Origin of the sequence: uncultured Dysgonomonas sp., assembly GCF_900079725.1 — a bacterium.
Classification (GTDB): Bacteria; Bacteroidota; Bacteroidia; order Bacteroidales; family Dysgonomonadaceae; genus Dysgonomonas.
The window spans coordinates 3,073,710-3,087,792 of record NZ_LT599032.1; the positions used below are offsets into that span (position 1 = coordinate 3,073,710).

A 14,083-nucleotide genomic window follows, 5' to 3' on the forward strand; every position below is an offset into this window, starting at 1 on the left:
CTAGTTTAAATAAATAATTTAGAGAAATGCCAGGATTATTAGGAAAAAAAATCGGAATGACATCCGTTTTCAGTGCCGAGGGAAAAAATATTCCATGCACTGTTATCGAAGTGGGTCCTTGTGTTGTTACTCAGGTTAAAGAGACCGAGAAAGATGGCTATGAGGCTGTGCAGATAGGCTTTGTCGAAAAGAAAGACAAACATACAGCTAAGCCGCAAGCAGGTCACTTTAAAAAAGCTGGAGTAGCTCCTCAAAGACACTTGGCCGAGTTCAAGTACGAAGAGAAGTACAAATTGGGAGACGTTATAACTGTGGACGGGATGTTCTCATTAGACGATCCTTTTGTGGATGTAATTGGAGTATCGAAAGGTAAAGGATTCCAAGGGGTTGTTAAACGCCACAATTTCGGTGGGGTCGGACAGGCTACTTTGGGACAACATAACCGTCTTCGCGCTCCGGGTTCTATCGGTGCATGTTCGTATCCTGCGAAAGTATTCAAAGGAACTCGCATGGGAGGACAGATGGGTAACAAGCAAGTTACAGTACAAAACCTCGTGATTATAAAGATAATCCCAGAACACAATCTTTTATTAGTAAAAGGTTCGATTCCGGGAAGTAAAGGTTCAATCGTTAGAATAGAAAGATAATGGAACTGAGTATATTAGATAAAAACGGTAAAGATACCGGCAAAAAAATAGCGTTGAACGATGCTATTTATGGCATTGAACCTAACGAACACGTTCTTTGGTTAGATGTGAAACAATACCTGGCAAACCAACGTCAGGGTACTCACAAGTCTAAAGAAAGAAGTGAAATGTCGGGAAGTACGCGCAAATTGATCCGCCAGAAAGGTGGAGGTGGTGCACGTCGCGGTGATATCAACTCTCCGATATTGGTTGGTGGTGCTCGTGTATTCGGCCCAAAGCCAAGAGATTACAGCTTCAAATTAAATAAGAAAGTAAAACAACTTGCACGTAAATCTGCTCTTGCTACCAAAGCAAAAGAAAACCAGATCGTAGTAGTTGAAGACTTCTCTTTCGATGCTCCTAAGACTAAGGATTTCGTAGCATTGACTAAAAATTTGCAAGTGGCTGATAAAAAGATACTTCTAGTTTTGCCAGACCAAAATAAAAACGTATATTTGTCGGCTCGTAATTTGGAAAGAGTAAAAGTTGTAAAAGCTTCTGATTTAAATACTTACTCAATACTTAACTGTTCAAGTCTGGTATTGGCTGAGTCATCGGTTGCTGTTATAGATAACCTTTTAAAAGCATAAGGAGGATACTATGGGAATTATAATTAAACCAATATTAACAGAAAAACAAACTGCGATTTCGGAGAAATTCCCGAATCGTTATGGTTTTCGTGTTGCTCCAGATGCAAACAAAGTGGAGATTAAGAAAGCGATAGAAGAACTTTACGGCGTAACGGTTGAGTCAGTGAACACAATCAAATACGACGGAAAACGTAAAAGCCGCTACACTAAAGCAGGTGTAATCAGTGGTAAAACTTCAGCTTTCAAGAAAGCGATAATCACCCTTAAACAAGGTGAGAGTATAGACTTTTTTAGTAATATCTAAATAAAAAATGGCAGTACGTAAATTAAAGCCCACAACACCGGGGCAAAGACACAAAATTATTGGTACATTCGAAGAAATCACTGCAAGTGTACCAGAAAAATCCCTTGTAGTCGGTAAAAAAGCGTCAGGTGGCCGTAACAACCAAGGAAAGATGACAATGCGTTATCTTGGTGGTGGTCACAAAAGACAATTGAGGCTAATCGACTTCAAGAGAACAAAAGACGGAATACCAGCCACTGTAAAATCGATAGAATACGATCCGAACCGTTCGGCTCGTATCGCATTGTTATATTACGCTGACGGAGCAAAAACATATATTCTGGCTCCTCAGGGATTGGTAGTAGGTCAGACAGTGATGTCAGGAGCCGAAGCTGCTCCTGAAGTTGGAAATACATTGCCGCTGGCAAAGATTCCAATTGGTACAGTTATTCATAACATTGAATTACGTCCCGGACAAGGAGCTAAAATGGTTCGTTCGGCAGGTGGATTTGCACAGTTAACTTCTCGCGAAGGAGACTATGCTATCATCAGAATGCCTTCGGGCGAAACACGCAAAATCCTATTGGCTTGTAAAGCTACTATAGGTAGTGTAGGTAATTCAGATCATGCTCTTGAAAAATCAGGTAAAGCCGGACGCTCTCGCTGGCTTGGACGTCGCCCTCGCAACCGTGGTGTTGTAATGAACCCAGTCGATCACCCAATGGGTGGTGGTGAAGGTCGCGCTTCGGGAGGACACCCAAGATCACGTAAAGGATTGTATTCTAAGGGTCTTAAGACTAGAGCTCCTAAGAAACATTCTTCTAAGTACATAATCGAAAGAAGAAAGAAATAATAACCTGATTAATTAAGAAATTATGAGTCGTTCGTTAAAAAAAGGCCCGTATATTAATGTTAAGCTTGAGAAAAAAGTCTTGGCCATGAATGAGTCAGGTAAAAAAGCTGTAGTTAAGACATGGGCAAGGGCTTCAATGATCTCTCCTGACTTTGTAGGTCACACTATTGCTGTTCACAACGGAAACAAATTCATTCCGGTATATGTGACAGAAAATATGGTAGGACATAAATTAGGAGAATTCTCCCTCACACGTACATTCCGTGGACACGGAGGTAACAAGAAAAAATAATTGGAGCAGAAGCCAATAAATTAATTAAAAGAAAACATTAAAATAATGGGTGCTAGAAAAAGAATAACAGCTGAAAAAAGAAAGGAAGCTCAAAAAACCATTTCTTTTGCCAAGTTGAACGATGTACCGACTTCACCACGTAAAATGCGCCTTGTGGCTGACATGATTCGTGGAATGGAGGCATTCAGAGCGCTTGGTGTATTGAAATACTCAAATAAAGAAGCTGCTGCCAGATTAGAAAAACTATTGCGTTCAGCTATCGCAAACTGGGAAGCTAAAAATGAACGTAAAGCAGAAAATGGTGAGCTATTTGTATCATTGATAAACGTAGATGGTGGCGCAATGCTGAAAAGAATGCGTCCTGCTCCACAGGGAAGAGGTTACAGAATACGTAAGCGTTCAAACCATGTGACCCTTCACGTAGATACACTAAATAAAGAAAATCAAAATTAATAGCAGATGGGACAAAAAGTAAATCCAATAGCAAATCGTTTAGGAATCATCAGAGGATGGGACTCTAACTGGTATGGAGGCAAAAATTACGGCAACACACTGTTGGAAGACAGCAAAATCCGTAAATATCTGAATGCCCGTCTAGCTAAAGCTAGTGTATCGCGTATCGTTATCGAAAGAACACTAAAACTTGTAACTATTACAGTTTGTACAGCACGTCCGGGTATCATTATCGGTAAAGGCGGACAGGAAGTAGACAAACTGAAAGAAGAGTTGAAGAAAATTACAGATAAAGATATTCAAATCAATATTTTCGAAATCAAAAAACCTGAACTGGATGCAGTTATCGTAGCTAACAACGTAGCACGTCAGGTGGAAGGCAAAATCGCTTACCGCCGTGCTATTAAAATGGCTATCGCTTCTACAATCAGAATGGGTGCCGAAGGCATCAAAATACAGATATCAGGCCGTTTGAACGGAGCGGAAATGGCTCGTTCTGAAATGTATAAAGAAGGACGTACTCCACTTCATACATTCCGTGCCGATATCGACTATGCACATGCCGAAGCATTGACAAAAGTTGGTTTGATAGGTATCAAAGTATGGATTTGCCGTGGAGAAGTTTACGGCAAGAAAGACCTTGCACCTTCATTTGTTGCGTCTAAAGATGGTGGCCACTCTAACAACAGAGGTGGCGGTGACCGTCGTAACGATAGAGGCGACAGAGAACAGGGAAAAGGTTTCAAGAGAAATAAGAGAAAGTAATTAAAAAAACGTTTGAAGTAAAATGTTACAACCGAAGAAAACAAAATTCAGAAGACAGCAAAAAGGTCGTATGAAAGGTAATGCTCAGAGAGGGCATGAACTGGCTTTCGGTTCGTTTGGCATCAAAACCCTGGAAAACAAATGGATTACAGGGCGCCAGATAGAAGCGGCTCGTATTGCAGTAACTCGTTACATGCAGCGTCAAGGACAAGTTTGGGTTAGAATTTTCCCTGACAAACCAATCACTAAGAAACCTGCCGAAGTCCGCATGGGTAAAGGTAAGGGATCTCCTGAAGGGTTCGTTGCACCGGTTACACCTGGTAGAATACTATTCGAAATCGAAGGAGTATCTTATGATGTGGCAAAAGAAGCATTGCGCCTTGCAGCACAAAAGCTTCCTGTGACTACTAAATTTATAGTTCGCAGAGATTATGACTTAACTCAAAACGCTTAAGAAGTATGAAAATTGCAGAAGTAAGAGAACTTTCGGACAAAGAATTGAAAGAAAGATTAGATGCTGAAAGAATAGCATTAAACCAATTGGTGTTAAACCACAGTGTATCTCCATTGGATGCTCCGACTAAGATTAAAGAAAAACGTCGCGATATCGCACGTTTCTTAACAGAGATCCGCCACAGAGAACTAAAAAATAAATAAGAGCTGATGGAAACGAGAAATTTAAGAAAAGAAAGATTCGGGGTCGTTTTCAGCAACAAGATGGACAAAACCATCACAGTAGCTGTAAAATGGAAAGAAAAACACCCTATTTATGGAAAATTCGTTAACAAAACGAAGAAATATCATGCTCACGACGAAAAGAACGAGTGTAACATCGGCGACACAGTGCGCATCATGGAAACTCGTCCGTTGAGTAAAACTAAAAGATGGAGATTAATCGAAATAATCGAAAGGGCTAAATAATTATGATACAACAAGAATCAAGACTAGTAGTTACTGATAACAGTGGAGCTAGAGAATGCTTATGTATCCGCGTATTAGGCGGTACAAGAAGACGTTATGCGTCTGTAGGGGATGTGATTGTGGTTGCTATCAAGAATGTAATCCCTTCGAGTGATATTAAGAAAGGTGCTGTAACAAAAGCTATCATCGTGCGTACAAAAAAAGAAATCCGCCGTGTAGACGGTTCTTATATCCGTTTCGATGACAATGCTTGTGTATTGCTAAACGCAGCAGGTGAAATCAGAGGAAGCCGTATTTTCGGACCAGTTGCCCGCGAACTCCGCGCAACTAATATGAAAATCGTTTCGTTGGCACCAGAGGTACTATAATCCATAAAACTAAAAAAGCAATGAGTAAATTACATATCAAAAAAGGCGATATAGTTTATGTGAATACCGGTGTCGACAAAGGTAAAACCGGCCGCGTGCTGAAAGTGTTGGTTGAAAAGAACCGCGCTATCGTTGAAGGCCTGAACATGGTATCCAAATCTACTAAGCCTAACGCTAAAAGCCCTCAGGGGGGAATAGAGAAAAAAGAAGCTGCTATTCATATCTCAAACCTTAACGTAGTAGATCCTAAATCGGGAAAACCTACACGTATTGGTCGTAAAGAAGTGAATGGAAAGCTAGTACGTTACGCTAAAAAATCAGGGGAGGAAATTAAATAATGAGCAATACAACAACTCTTAGAACAGATTATAAAGACCGTATTGTAGCTTCTTTGATGAAAGAATTCGGTTATAAATCATCAATGCAGGTTCCTGTATTGAAGAAAATAGTAATCAACCAGGGTCTTGGTATAGCAGTTGCCGATAAGAAAATAATCGAAACAGCGATTAACGAAATCACAACTATCACCGGACAAAAAGCAGTAGCGACATACTCTAAGAAAGACATCTCAAACTTCAAGTTGCGTAAGAAAATGCCTATCGGTGTGATGGTTACACTTCGCCACGACAGAATGTATGAGTTTCTTGAAAGACTTGTACGTGTAGCATTGCCTCGTATCCGCGACTTCAAAGGTATCGAAAGCAAGCTTGATGGAAGAGGAAATTATACATTAGGTATCCAGGAGCAAATCATCTTCCCTGAAATTAATATCGACAATATTAGTCGTATTTTGGGAATGAATATTACCTTTGTAACTTCCGCGAAAACGGATGAAGAAGGGTATGCCCTGCTGAGAGAGTTCGGATTACCATTTAAGAACGCAAAAAAAGAATTGATATAAGATGGCAAAAGAATCAATGAAAGCTCGTGAGGTGAAAAGAGCTAAGATGGTTGCTAAATATGCAGCTAAGAGAGCGCAACTCAAAGCCGAAGGCGATTACGAAGCGCTGCAAGCTCTACCTAAGAATGCTTCACCAGTACGCCTGCACAACCGTTGCAGCCTCACTGGTCGTCCGAAAGGCTTTATCCGCCAGTTCGGAATTTCCCGTATCCAATTCAGGGAAATGGCTTCTAAAGGTTTGATACCGGGAGTGAAAAAAGCAAGTTGGTAAAAAGACAAAGAATGATAAATGAAGAATTATGAATTGATGCGTTCATTCTTCATTTTTCACTCTTTTATTATAAAAACAGTTTTTAAATATTGTCCCGACAGTCGGGATTAATTTAAATCAATTTAATCATGACAGATCCAATAGCAGATTATTTGACGCGTGTAAGAAACGCCATCATGGCTGGACACAGAGTTGTAGAAATTCCGGCGTCAAATTTGAAAAAAGAGATTACAAAAATTCTCTTGGAAAAAGGCTACATACTTAACTATAAGTTTGTAGAAGAAGGACCTCAAGGCTCTATCAAAATAGCTTTGAAATACGATCCTGTAAATAAAGTGAACGCGATTAAGAAATTAATCCGTGTTTCGTCTCCAGGTCTTCGTAAATATGTAGGGTATAAAGATTTGCCTCGTGTCCTTAACGGACTGGGTATAGCTGTAGTATCTACCTCAAAAGGAGTGATGACAGACAAAGAAGCTCGCGAGCTGAAAGTCGGCGGCGAAGTAATGTGTTATGTTTATTAATTAAGGGGAGGATAGTAAAGTTATGTCAAGAATAGGAAAATTACCCATAAATCTTCCGGCCGGAGTAAACATTACTGTTGGCAAGGATAATTTAGTTACAGTAAAAGGACCAAAAGGAGAACTATCGCAAGAAGTTAATCCGGATATCAAAGTCTCTGTTGAAAATGGTGTGTTGTCAGTAACACGTCCATCTGATGAAAAAGCTCACCGTTCTTTACATGGATTGTACAGATCGTTGATCAACAACATGATTGTTGGAGTTTCTGAAGGATATCGCAAAGAATTGGAATTAGTAGGGGTTGGTTACCGTGCGTCAAACAACGGTCAGATCTTGGAACTTTCATTAGGTTATACTCACAACATCTTTTTGATGTTGCCGAAAGAAGTAAGCCTTGAAACAAAATCGGAGAGAAACAAGAACCCGCTAATCATTTTAGAATCTTGTGATAAACAACTGATCGGTCAGGTTTGCTCGAAAATTCGCTCATTCCGTAAACCGGAACCTTATAAAGGTAAAGGTATACGCTTTGTAGGTGAAGTTATCCGTCGCAAGTCTGGTAAAACCGCAGGTAAATAAATCATAAACTGTAGTAATCATGGCAACAAAGACAGATAAAAGAAATAAAATAAAATTACGCGTACGCGGAAAGATCTCAGGAACTACCGAACGTCCGCGTCTGACAGTGTTCAGAAGCAACAAGCAAATATATGCGCAAGTTATCGACGATCTTACAGGTAAGACTTTGGCAGCAGCTTCGTCTCTTAAAATAGCAGACAAAGCTCCTAAAAAAGAAATAGCTGCGAAAGTTGGCGAACTAATTGCTAAGAGTGCTCAGGAAGCTGGTGTAACAACTGTGGTATTTGACCGTAACGGTTACCTGTACCATGGTAGAATTAAAGAATTGGCAGATGCTGCCCGTAACGGTGGACTTAAATTTTAATAGACATGGCAGGAGTTAACAATAGAGTAAAATCGACCAACGATATCGAATTAAAAGACAGGCTAGTTGCGATCAACCGTGTTACTAAAGTGACAAAAGGGGGACGTACATTCAGTTTCGCTGCTATCGTAGTGGTAGGAAATGAAGATGGTATAGTAGGCTGGGGTCTTGGTAAAGCTGGTGAAGTAACGACAGCTATAGCTAAAGGAGTTGAAGCTGCTAAGAAAAACCTTATCAAAGTTCCGGTACTTAAAGGAACAGTACCTCACGAGCAAGTTGCCCGTTTTGGAGGATCTGAAGTACTTATTCGTCCGGCTGCTCCCGGTACAGGGGTGAAAGCAGGGGGTGCGATGCGTGCCGTGCTAGAGAGTGTAGGTGTAACAGACGTATTGGCAAAATCGAAAGGTTCGTCAAACCCTCACAACCTTGTGAAGGCTACTATCGAAGCTTTAGGCGAGCTGAGAGATGCATACACTGTAGCTCAGAACAGAGGTATTTCTATGGAAAAAGTGTTTAAAGGTTAATTTGCAAAGAAAATTATTATGGCAAAGATTAAAGTTAAACAAGTTAAGAGCAGAATCAAGTGTCCGAAAGACCAAAAATTAACTTTAGACGCTCTTGGGCTGAAAAAGTTGAACCGTGTAGTAGAACATGAAGATACACCTGCTATCAGAGGGATGATCAACAAAGTACACCATTTGGTTACTATTGTAGAGTAATTTAGTTTATAAGATAAAAAATATAAAAATATGAGTTTATCAAATTTGAGACCTGCTGAAGGATCAACTAAAACCGGAAAAAGAATCGGACGTGGTACGGGTTCAGGATTAGGTGGCACTTCCACAAGAGGTCATAAAGGAGCTAAGTCCAGATCAGGTTATTCTAAGAAGATCGGATTTGAAGGAGGGCAGATGCCTATCCAACGCCGTTTGCCTAAATTCGGATTTAAAAACATAAACCGAGTAGAATACAAAGCTATCAATCTGGATGTATTGCAACGTTTGGCAGAAACTAAGAACCTTGCTAAAATCGATATTCAGACATTGATCGATGCAGGCTTTATTTCTTCCAATCAATTAGTGAAAATATTAGGAAACGGAGCCATCACTACAAAGGTAGATGTTGAAGCTCACGCTTTCTCAAAAACAGCAGAAGCTGCAATTCAAGCAATAGGTGGAACAGTAACTAAACTGAAGTAAGATGGGATTAGTAAAAACACTGGAAAATATATGGAAGATTGAGGATCTTAGAAAAAGACTCATGATTACCTTCTTTTTCGTGGTGATCTATCGCTTCGGAGTTCATATCGTTCTGCCAGGAGTAGACCCGGAAGCTCTTAATGCCCTTCAGGCTAAGACTTCAGGGGGTATTCTGGACATATTGAACATGTTCTCGGGAGGTGCATTTGCTAATGCATCAATTTTTGCATTGGGTATTATGCCTTATATCTCTGCTTCTATCGTTATGCAGTTGTTGGGTATGGCTGTGCCATATTTCCAAAAGCTACAACGTGAAGGAGAAAGCGGGCGTACCAAAATGAACCAGTACACACGTTATCTGACAGTAGCTATTCTCCTATTCCAGGGGCCGGCTTACCTGTTGGGTGCGTTGGGTGCAGCAGCTCCTACTTCATGGGAATTTCTTATTCCTTCAACCATTATTTTGGCCGGAGGTAGTATGTTTGTTCTTTGGTTAGGAGAGCGCATTACAGATAAAGGTATCGGAAACGGAGTCTCTTTCATCATTTTGGTGGGTATTATAGCCCGTCTGCCACATGCGCTTATCGGTGAATTTTCTTCACGTCTGGCAAGCCAGGGAGGCGGATTGGTAATGTTCCTTGCAGAGATTGTGTTCTTGTTACTTATTATTTGCGGTGCAATTCTGTTGGTACAAGGTACACGCCGTATACCAGTACAATATGCAAAAAGAGTTGTAGGAAACAAACAATATGGAGGTGCACGTCAGTATATACCATTGAAGGTTAATGCTGCTAACGTGATGCCGATCATCTTTGCTCAGGCAATTATGTTTGTGCCTATCTCTATTGCGGGATTCTCTACCGAAAAAGGCGGATTCTGGGGTTCATTTATGGATCATACCAGTGTAGCATACAATGTTGTGTTTGCATTCCTAATCATTGCTTTCACATGGTTCTACACAGCTGTGACTATAAACCCTGTGCAGATGGCTGATGAACTGAAACGTAATAACGGATTTATACCGGGTATCAAGCCTGGGAAGAAAACAGCAGATTATATCGATTCTATTATGTCTCGTATAACATTCCCAGGATCATTGTTCCTGGCTATGGTTGCTATTCTTCCTGCGTTTGCCAGCTACTTTGGTGTGAGTCGTGAATTTTCACAATTCTTTGGAGGAACATCATTGTTAATCCTTGTTGGGGTTGTGTTGGATACATTACAGCAGATCGAAAGTCACTTGTTGATGAGACATTATGACGGTTTATTGAAATCGGGAAGAATCAAAGGTCGTTCTGGTTCAATTGCAGCATATTAAGGAGGTTATAAATGATATTTCTGAAAACAGACGAAGAGATCGAATTGATGCGCGAAGCCAATCGCCTTGTAGGTATGACCTTGGGCGAAATGGCAAAGCATATAAAACCGGGTATCACTCCGGCTCAATTAGATAAAATTGCGAAAGAATTTATACAGGATCATGGAGCCAGACCTTCCTTCTTGGGATATAAGGGTGCTCCGGGCGCTGTGGATTTCCCGGGTGCGATTTGTGCTTCAGTTAATGAACAGGTTGTGCATGGATTTCCAACAGACTATGTTCTTAAAGACGGTGATATTATTTCTGTCGATTGTGGTACGGAGAAAAACGGATTTTGCGGCGATTCGGCCTACACATTTTGCGTAGGAGAAGTTGCCGAAGACGTGAAGGCTTTGCTCAGGGCAACGAAAGAAGCACTTTATAAAGGAATAGAAAAGGCAGTAGATGGTAATCGCATAGGCGATATCGGTGATGCCGTTCAGACATATTGTGAGAAGCGTGGTTATTCGGTCGTTCGTGAACTGGTAGGACATGGTATAGGGCGTAAGATGCATGAAGCACCTGAAGTTCCTAACTATGGCAGACGGGGTACAGGTCCCTTACTTAAAAAGGGGATGTGTATAGCAATAGAGCCGATGATTAACATGGGAAGCAAGAATGTTGTTTTCGAAAGCGATGGTTGGACTATCAGAACCCGTGATCGTAAACCTTCGGCCCACTTCGAGCATACTGTGGCTATTCGTCAGGGTAAAGCTGATATTTTATCAACATTTGAATTTGTAGAAGCTGTTTTAGGAAATAACGCAATTTAAAAACCTTTTATTATATATATGGCTAAACAGGCAGCAATAGAACAAGACGGAGTGATCGTAGAAGCACTATCAAACGCGATGTTTCGTGTCGAACTTGAAAACGGACATGAAATAACAGCGCACATCTCAGGAAAGATGCGTATGCACTATATCAAAATACTTCCGGGAGATAGAGTACGTGTGGAAATGTCACCCTATGATTTATCAAAAGGACGGATTTCATTCAGATACAAATAAAAAACAAACATATGAAAGTAAGAGCATCATTGAAGAAGCGTACTGCTGATTGCAAAATTGTCAGAAGAAAAGGACGCTTATACGTTATTAACAAAAAAAATCCTAAGTACAAACAACGTCAGGGATAATTTATTAATTTTGCAAATTAATCGAAAAAATATATGGCAATAAGAATAGTTGGTGTCGATTTACCACAAAATAAAAGAGGCGAAATAGCCTTGACATACATTTATGGTATCGGACGTAGTTCTGCTAACAAAATCCTTGCTGAAGCAGGAATAGACAAAGATGTCAAAGTAAAAGACTGGAATGATGATCAGGCAGGTAAAGTGCGTGAAATCATCGCTGCCCAGTTTAAAGTAGAAGGGGACTTGCGTTCGGAAGTACAGCTTAATATCAAGCGATTGATGGATATAGGCTGTTACAGAGGTATCCGTCACCGTATTGGTCTACCTTTGAGAGGTCAGAGTACTAAAAATAATGCCCGTACACGTAAGGGTAGAAAGAAAACTGTTGCTAACAAGAAAAAAGCTACAAAATAATTAATTTGATATGGCAAAGAAAACAGTCGCAGCGAAAAAGAGAAACGTTAAAGTGGATGCTACAGGACAAGCTCATGTACATTCTTCTTTCAACAATATCATTATTTCGATTACAAACAGCGATGGCCAGGTAATCAGCTGGTCTTCGGCAGGGAAAATGGGATTCAGAAGTTCGAAGAAGAACACCCCGTACGCAGCTCAAATGGCAGCATCAGATTGTGCTAAAGTTGCATTTGACTTAGGATTGAGAAAAGTAAAAGTGTATGTAAAAGGACCGGGCAACGGACGTGAGTCTGCTATCCGTACTATCCATGCAGCAGGAATAGAAGTGACAGAAATCGTTGACGTTACTCCACTTCCTCACAATGGATGTCGTCCTCCAAAACACAGAAGAGTTTAATCAAAATTTTAAATTTGGAACTTAAATTGTGATTTTGATTGCAAGTTAACCCTCTCTGTAATCGCGGCTGCACAATTTCAGCTTTCATCAATTATTAATTAGAAAAGAAATGGCAAGATATACTGGACCAAAATCAAAAATCGCCCGTAAATTCGGAGAGCCAATATTCGGACCTGACAAAGTTCTTTCTAAAAAGAACTATCCTCCCGGACAACACGGAAACGGAAGGAAGAAAAAATCGTCGGAGTACGGTATTCAATTACGTGAAAAGCAAAAAGCAAAATACACATATGGTGTGCTTGAAAGACAATTCCGTAATATGTTTGACAAAGCACTTTCATCACGTGGTATCACAGGTGAAGTGTTGCTTCAAATGTTGGAATCAAGATTGGATAACATCGTTTTCCGTCTTGGAATAGCACCTACGAGAGCAGCTGCCCGTCAGCTTGTATCTCACCGTCACATAACTGTTGACGGCTCAGTCGTGAATATTCCGTCTTATACAATCAAACCGGGACAATTGATCGCAGTTCGTGAGAAATCAAAATCTCTCGAAGTAGTAAGCGAAGCATTGTCTGGGTTTAACCATAGCAAATACCCTTGGATCGAATGGGATGCAGCATCTATGACAGGTAAGTTTCTTCACCTGCCAGAGAGAGCAGATATCCCTGAAAACATTAAAGAGCAGTTGATCGTAGAGTTGTATTCTAAAAATTAATTAAATTCATGGCTATATTAGCATTTCAAAAACCGGATAAAGTATTGATGTTAGAAGCGGACGATTTCTTCGGAAAATTCGAATTTCGTCCCTTAGAACCCGGATATGGTATTACCGTTGGTAATGCTTTACGCCGTATTCTGCTTTCATCTCTTGAAGGTTTTGCTATCACTTCTATAAAAATCGACGGTGTTGAACATGAATTTGCCACCGTACCGGGAGTTATAGAAGATGTTACAAATATCATTCTGAATCTGAAACAAGTACGTTTCAAGCAGATAGTAGAAGAGATCGAAAACGAGAAGGTGAGTATTACAGTCTCAGGTGCCGAAGTATTCAAAGCTGGAGATATTGGAAAGCATCTGTCAGGATTTGAAGTATTGAACCCTGACTTGGAAATCTGTCATTTAGACAAGAACGCAAGCTTCCAAATCGAATTGAATATTAACAAAGGCCGTGGATACGTACCTGCTGATGAAAATCGCAATCTGTCCGACGATGTTAATGTTATAGCTATTGATTCTATTTATACTCCCATCCGTAATGTGAAATACTCGATAGAAAATTATCGTGTAGAACAAAAAACGGACTATGAGAAACTTGTTATAGAAATAGCAACCGACGGATCTATTCATCCAAAGGATGCATTGAAAGAAGCTGCAAAGATTCTTATCCACCACTTTATGTTGTTCTCTGATGAGAAGATTCTCCTTGAACAAAGCGAAGTAGATGGAAACGAAGAATTCGATGAAGAAATTCTGCATATGCGTCAGCTGCTTAAGACTAAGTTATCTGATATGAACCTTTCGGTTCGTGCCCTTAACTGTTTGAAGTCGGCAGAGGTAGAAACGCTGGGCGAATTAGTGCAATTCAATAAGAATGATCTTCTTAAATTCAGAAACTTTGGTAAGAAATCACTTACCGAACTTGATGAACTATTGGATAGCCTGAGCCTGTCTTTCGGTATGGATATTTCTAAATATAAATTAGATAAAGATTAGTAAGCGAC

At 40.2% G+C, this 14,083-nt stretch carries 28 protein-coding genes; all 28 read left to right on the forward strand.

Translation table 11 applies throughout. From position 1 onward, the window contains the following. The first annotated feature begins 26 nt into the window (after positions 1-26). A complete protein-coding gene (gene rplC / locus QZL88_RS12835) occupies positions 27-647 on the forward strand; it encodes a 50S ribosomal protein L3 (protein WP_296941730.1) in 621 nt (206 codons plus the stop codon). Then, positions 647-1,276, forward strand: coding sequence for a 50S ribosomal protein L4 (gene rplD / locus QZL88_RS12840; protein WP_296941733.1), 630 nt, complete (start codon positions 647-649; stop codon positions 1,274-1,276). The genes rplC and rplD overlap by 1 nt, the downstream gene beginning before the upstream one ends. A 10-nt stretch (positions 1,277-1,286) precedes the next feature. Beyond that, positions 1,287-1,580, forward strand: coding sequence for a 50S ribosomal protein L23 (gene rplW / locus QZL88_RS12845; protein ID WP_006800259.1), 294 nt, complete (start codon positions 1,287-1,289; stop codon positions 1,578-1,580). A 7-nt stretch (positions 1,581-1,587) separates the two neighbouring features. Next, positions 1,588-2,412 carry a 50S ribosomal protein L2 gene (gene rplB, locus QZL88_RS12850; protein ID WP_296941736.1) on the forward strand — a complete coding sequence of 275 codons (825 nt, stop codon included), beginning with the start codon at positions 1,588-1,590 and terminating at the stop codon, positions 2,410-2,412. Between the two features lie 22 nt (positions 2,413-2,434). Then, positions 2,435-2,704 (forward strand): 30S ribosomal protein S19, encoded by a 270-nt coding sequence (gene rpsS / locus QZL88_RS12855; RefSeq protein ID WP_006800257.1) that lies wholly within the window; start codon positions 2,435-2,437, stop codon positions 2,702-2,704. Positions 2,705-2,749: 45 nt separating this feature from the next. Further along, positions 2,750-3,157, forward strand: coding sequence for a 50S ribosomal protein L22 (gene rplV / locus QZL88_RS12860; RefSeq protein ID WP_006800256.1), 408 nt, complete (start codon positions 2,750-2,752; stop codon positions 3,155-3,157). A 6-nt stretch (positions 3,158-3,163) separates the two neighbouring features. After that, a complete protein-coding gene (gene rpsC, locus QZL88_RS12865; protein WP_006800255.1) occupies positions 3,164-3,922 on the forward strand; it encodes a 30S ribosomal protein S3 in 759 nt (252 codons plus the stop codon). 22 nt (positions 3,923-3,944) lie between these two features. Beyond that, positions 3,945-4,376 (forward strand): 50S ribosomal protein L16, encoded by a 432-nt coding sequence (gene rplP, locus QZL88_RS12870; protein ID WP_006800254.1) that lies wholly within the window; start codon positions 3,945-3,947, stop codon positions 4,374-4,376. A gap of 5 nt (positions 4,377-4,381) precedes the next feature. Beyond that, the gene (gene rpmC, locus QZL88_RS12875) at positions 4,382-4,579 is read left to right on the forward strand and encodes a 50S ribosomal protein L29 (protein ID WP_296941741.1); all 198 of its coding nucleotides are present in this window, start codon (positions 4,382-4,384) and stop codon (positions 4,577-4,579) included. A 6-nt stretch (positions 4,580-4,585) separates the two neighbouring features. Next, the gene (gene rpsQ / locus QZL88_RS12880; protein ID WP_006800252.1) at positions 4,586-4,843 is read left to right on the forward strand and encodes a 30S ribosomal protein S17; all 258 of its coding nucleotides are present in this window, start codon (positions 4,586-4,588) and stop codon (positions 4,841-4,843) included. A 2-nt stretch (positions 4,844-4,845) separates the two neighbouring features. Next, positions 4,846-5,211 carry a 50S ribosomal protein L14 gene (gene rplN, locus QZL88_RS12885; protein ID WP_006800251.1) on the forward strand — a complete coding sequence of 122 codons (366 nt, stop codon included), beginning with the start codon at positions 4,846-4,848 and terminating at the stop codon, positions 5,209-5,211. A gap of 20 nt (positions 5,212-5,231) precedes the next feature. Beyond that, positions 5,232-5,549: a 50S ribosomal protein L24 gene (gene rplX, locus QZL88_RS12890; protein ID WP_006800250.1), complete on the forward strand. Its 318-nt coding sequence runs from the start codon at positions 5,232-5,234 to the stop codon at positions 5,547-5,549. Next, on the forward strand, positions 5,549-6,112 hold the full coding sequence (gene rplE / locus QZL88_RS12895; protein ID WP_006800249.1) for a 50S ribosomal protein L5: 564 nt from the start codon (positions 5,549-5,551) through the stop codon (positions 6,110-6,112). The genes rplX and rplE overlap by 1 nt, the downstream gene beginning before the upstream one ends. Before the next feature lies 1 nt (position 6,113). Then, entirely contained in the window at positions 6,114-6,383 is a 270-nt protein-coding gene (gene rpsN, locus QZL88_RS12900; protein ID WP_044216278.1) for a 30S ribosomal protein S14, read from the forward strand. Positions 6,384-6,511: 128 nt separating this feature from the next. Further along, a complete protein-coding gene (gene rpsH, locus QZL88_RS12905) occupies positions 6,512-6,907 on the forward strand; it encodes a 30S ribosomal protein S8 (protein ID WP_006800247.1) in 396 nt (131 codons plus the stop codon). 22 nt (positions 6,908-6,929) lie between these two features. Next, a complete protein-coding gene (rplF, locus tag QZL88_RS12910) occupies positions 6,930-7,484 on the forward strand; it encodes a 50S ribosomal protein L6 (RefSeq protein WP_296941748.1) in 555 nt (184 codons plus the stop codon). Positions 7,485-7,503: 19 nt separating this feature from the next. Continuing rightward, positions 7,504-7,848, forward strand: coding sequence for a 50S ribosomal protein L18 (rplR, locus tag QZL88_RS12915; RefSeq protein WP_296941750.1), 345 nt, complete (start codon positions 7,504-7,506; stop codon positions 7,846-7,848). Positions 7,849-7,853: 5 nt separating this feature from the next. Beyond that, complete coding sequence (gene rpsE, locus QZL88_RS12920; protein ID WP_006800244.1) at positions 7,854-8,372, forward strand: 30S ribosomal protein S5; 519 nt, start codon at positions 7,854-7,856, stop codon at positions 8,370-8,372. Between the two features lie 18 nt (positions 8,373-8,390). Next, entirely contained in the window at positions 8,391-8,567 is a 177-nt protein-coding gene (rpmD, locus tag QZL88_RS12925; RefSeq protein WP_006800243.1) for a 50S ribosomal protein L30, read from the forward strand. 30 nt (positions 8,568-8,597) lie between these two features. After that, positions 8,598-9,047 carry a 50S ribosomal protein L15 gene (gene rplO, locus QZL88_RS12930; RefSeq protein ID WP_296941753.1) on the forward strand — a complete coding sequence of 150 codons (450 nt, stop codon included), beginning with the start codon at positions 8,598-8,600 and terminating at the stop codon, positions 9,045-9,047. A 1-nt stretch (position 9,048) separates the two neighbouring features. Next, a complete protein-coding gene (secY, locus tag QZL88_RS12935; RefSeq protein ID WP_006800241.1) occupies positions 9,049-10,365 on the forward strand; it encodes a preprotein translocase subunit SecY in 1,317 nt (438 codons plus the stop codon). Positions 10,366-10,376: 11 nt separating this feature from the next. Then, positions 10,377-11,177, forward strand: a complete 801-nt coding sequence (gene map / locus QZL88_RS12940) for a type I methionyl aminopeptidase (protein WP_296941755.1) — start codon at positions 10,377-10,379, stop codon at positions 11,175-11,177. A gap of 18 nt (positions 11,178-11,195) precedes the next feature. Then, positions 11,196-11,414: a translation initiation factor IF-1 gene (gene infA / locus QZL88_RS12945; RefSeq protein ID WP_006800239.1), complete on the forward strand. Its 219-nt coding sequence runs from the start codon at positions 11,196-11,198 to the stop codon at positions 11,412-11,414. A gap of 11 nt (positions 11,415-11,425) precedes the next feature. Beyond that, the gene (gene ykgO, locus QZL88_RS12950) at positions 11,426-11,542 is read left to right on the forward strand and encodes a type B 50S ribosomal protein L36 (RefSeq protein WP_006800238.1); all 117 of its coding nucleotides are present in this window, start codon (positions 11,426-11,428) and stop codon (positions 11,540-11,542) included. Positions 11,543-11,575: 33 nt separating this feature from the next. Beyond that, positions 11,576-11,956, forward strand: a complete 381-nt coding sequence (gene rpsM / locus QZL88_RS12955) for a 30S ribosomal protein S13 (protein ID WP_006800237.1) — start codon at positions 11,576-11,578, stop codon at positions 11,954-11,956. Between the two features lie 10 nt (positions 11,957-11,966). After that, the gene (rpsK, locus tag QZL88_RS12960) at positions 11,967-12,356 is read left to right on the forward strand and encodes a 30S ribosomal protein S11 (RefSeq protein WP_006800236.1); all 390 of its coding nucleotides are present in this window, start codon (positions 11,967-11,969) and stop codon (positions 12,354-12,356) included. A 109-nt stretch (positions 12,357-12,465) separates the two neighbouring features. Then, entirely contained in the window at positions 12,466-13,074 is a 609-nt protein-coding gene (gene rpsD / locus QZL88_RS12965) for a 30S ribosomal protein S4 (protein WP_006800235.1), read from the forward strand. 8 nt (positions 13,075-13,082) lie between these two features. Further along, on the forward strand, positions 13,083-14,075 hold the full coding sequence (locus QZL88_RS12970) for a DNA-directed RNA polymerase subunit alpha (protein WP_006800234.1): 993 nt from the start codon (positions 13,083-13,085) through the stop codon (positions 14,073-14,075). Positions 14,076-14,083 lie beyond the last annotated feature (8 nt).

Coding starts and splice junctions, on each gene's coding strand:
- rplN (WP_006800251.1), top strand. CDS start 4,846: ATGATACAACAAGAATCAAGACTAGTAGTTACTGATAACAGTGGAGCT.
- rplB (WP_296941736.1), top strand. CDS start 1,588: ATGGCAGTACGTAAATTAAAGCCCACAACACCGGGGCAAAGACACAAA.
- rplP (WP_006800254.1), top strand. CDS start 3,945: ATGTTACAACCGAAGAAAACAAAATTCAGAAGACAGCAAAAAGGTCGT.
- rplF (WP_296941748.1), top strand. CDS start 6,930: ATGTCAAGAATAGGAAAATTACCCATAAATCTTCCGGCCGGAGTAAAC.
- rpsC (WP_006800255.1), top strand. CDS start 3,164: ATGGGACAAAAAGTAAATCCAATAGCAAATCGTTTAGGAATCATCAGA.
- rpsD (WP_006800235.1), top strand. CDS start 12,466: ATGGCAAGATATACTGGACCAAAATCAAAAATCGCCCGTAAATTCGGA.
- rpsM (WP_006800237.1), top strand. CDS start 11,576: ATGGCAATAAGAATAGTTGGTGTCGATTTACCACAAAATAAAAGAGGC.
- rpmC (WP_296941741.1), top strand. CDS start 4,382: ATGAAAATTGCAGAAGTAAGAGAACTTTCGGACAAAGAATTGAAAGAA.
- rplE (WP_006800249.1), top strand. CDS start 5,549: ATGAGCAATACAACAACTCTTAGAACAGATTATAAAGACCGTATTGTA.
- rpmD (WP_006800243.1), top strand. CDS start 8,391: ATGGCAAAGATTAAAGTTAAACAAGTTAAGAGCAGAATCAAGTGTCCG.
- rpsH (WP_006800247.1), top strand. CDS start 6,512: ATGACAGATCCAATAGCAGATTATTTGACGCGTGTAAGAAACGCCATC.
- rplO (WP_296941753.1), top strand. CDS start 8,598: ATGAGTTTATCAAATTTGAGACCTGCTGAAGGATCAACTAAAACCGGA.
- rplW (WP_006800259.1), top strand. CDS start 1,287: ATGGGAATTATAATTAAACCAATATTAACAGAAAAACAAACTGCGATT.
- QZL88_RS12970 (WP_006800234.1), top strand. CDS start 13,083: ATGGCTATATTAGCATTTCAAAAACCGGATAAAGTATTGATGTTAGAA.
- rplC (WP_296941730.1), top strand. CDS start 27: ATGCCAGGATTATTAGGAAAAAAAATCGGAATGACATCCGTTTTCAGT.
- rpsS (WP_006800257.1), top strand. CDS start 2,435: ATGAGTCGTTCGTTAAAAAAAGGCCCGTATATTAATGTTAAGCTTGAG.
- rpsN (WP_044216278.1), top strand. CDS start 6,114: ATGGCAAAAGAATCAATGAAAGCTCGTGAGGTGAAAAGAGCTAAGATG.
- rpsK (WP_006800236.1), top strand. CDS start 11,967: ATGGCAAAGAAAACAGTCGCAGCGAAAAAGAGAAACGTTAAAGTGGAT.
- rplV (WP_006800256.1), top strand. CDS start 2,750: ATGGGTGCTAGAAAAAGAATAACAGCTGAAAAAAGAAAGGAAGCTCAA.
- map (WP_296941755.1), top strand. CDS start 10,377: ATGATATTTCTGAAAACAGACGAAGAGATCGAATTGATGCGCGAAGCC.
- rpsQ (WP_006800252.1), top strand. CDS start 4,586: ATGGAAACGAGAAATTTAAGAAAAGAAAGATTCGGGGTCGTTTTCAGC.
- secY (WP_006800241.1), top strand. CDS start 9,049: ATGGGATTAGTAAAAACACTGGAAAATATATGGAAGATTGAGGATCTT.
- rplD (WP_296941733.1), top strand. CDS start 647: ATGGAACTGAGTATATTAGATAAAAACGGTAAAGATACCGGCAAAAAA.
- rpsE (WP_006800244.1), top strand. CDS start 7,854: ATGGCAGGAGTTAACAATAGAGTAAAATCGACCAACGATATCGAATTA.
- rplR (WP_296941750.1), top strand. CDS start 7,504: ATGGCAACAAAGACAGATAAAAGAAATAAAATAAAATTACGCGTACGC.
- rplX (WP_006800250.1), top strand. CDS start 5,232: ATGAGTAAATTACATATCAAAAAAGGCGATATAGTTTATGTGAATACC.
- infA (WP_006800239.1), top strand. CDS start 11,196: ATGGCTAAACAGGCAGCAATAGAACAAGACGGAGTGATCGTAGAAGCA.
- ykgO (WP_006800238.1), top strand. CDS start 11,426: ATGAAAGTAAGAGCATCATTGAAGAAGCGTACTGCTGATTGCAAAATT.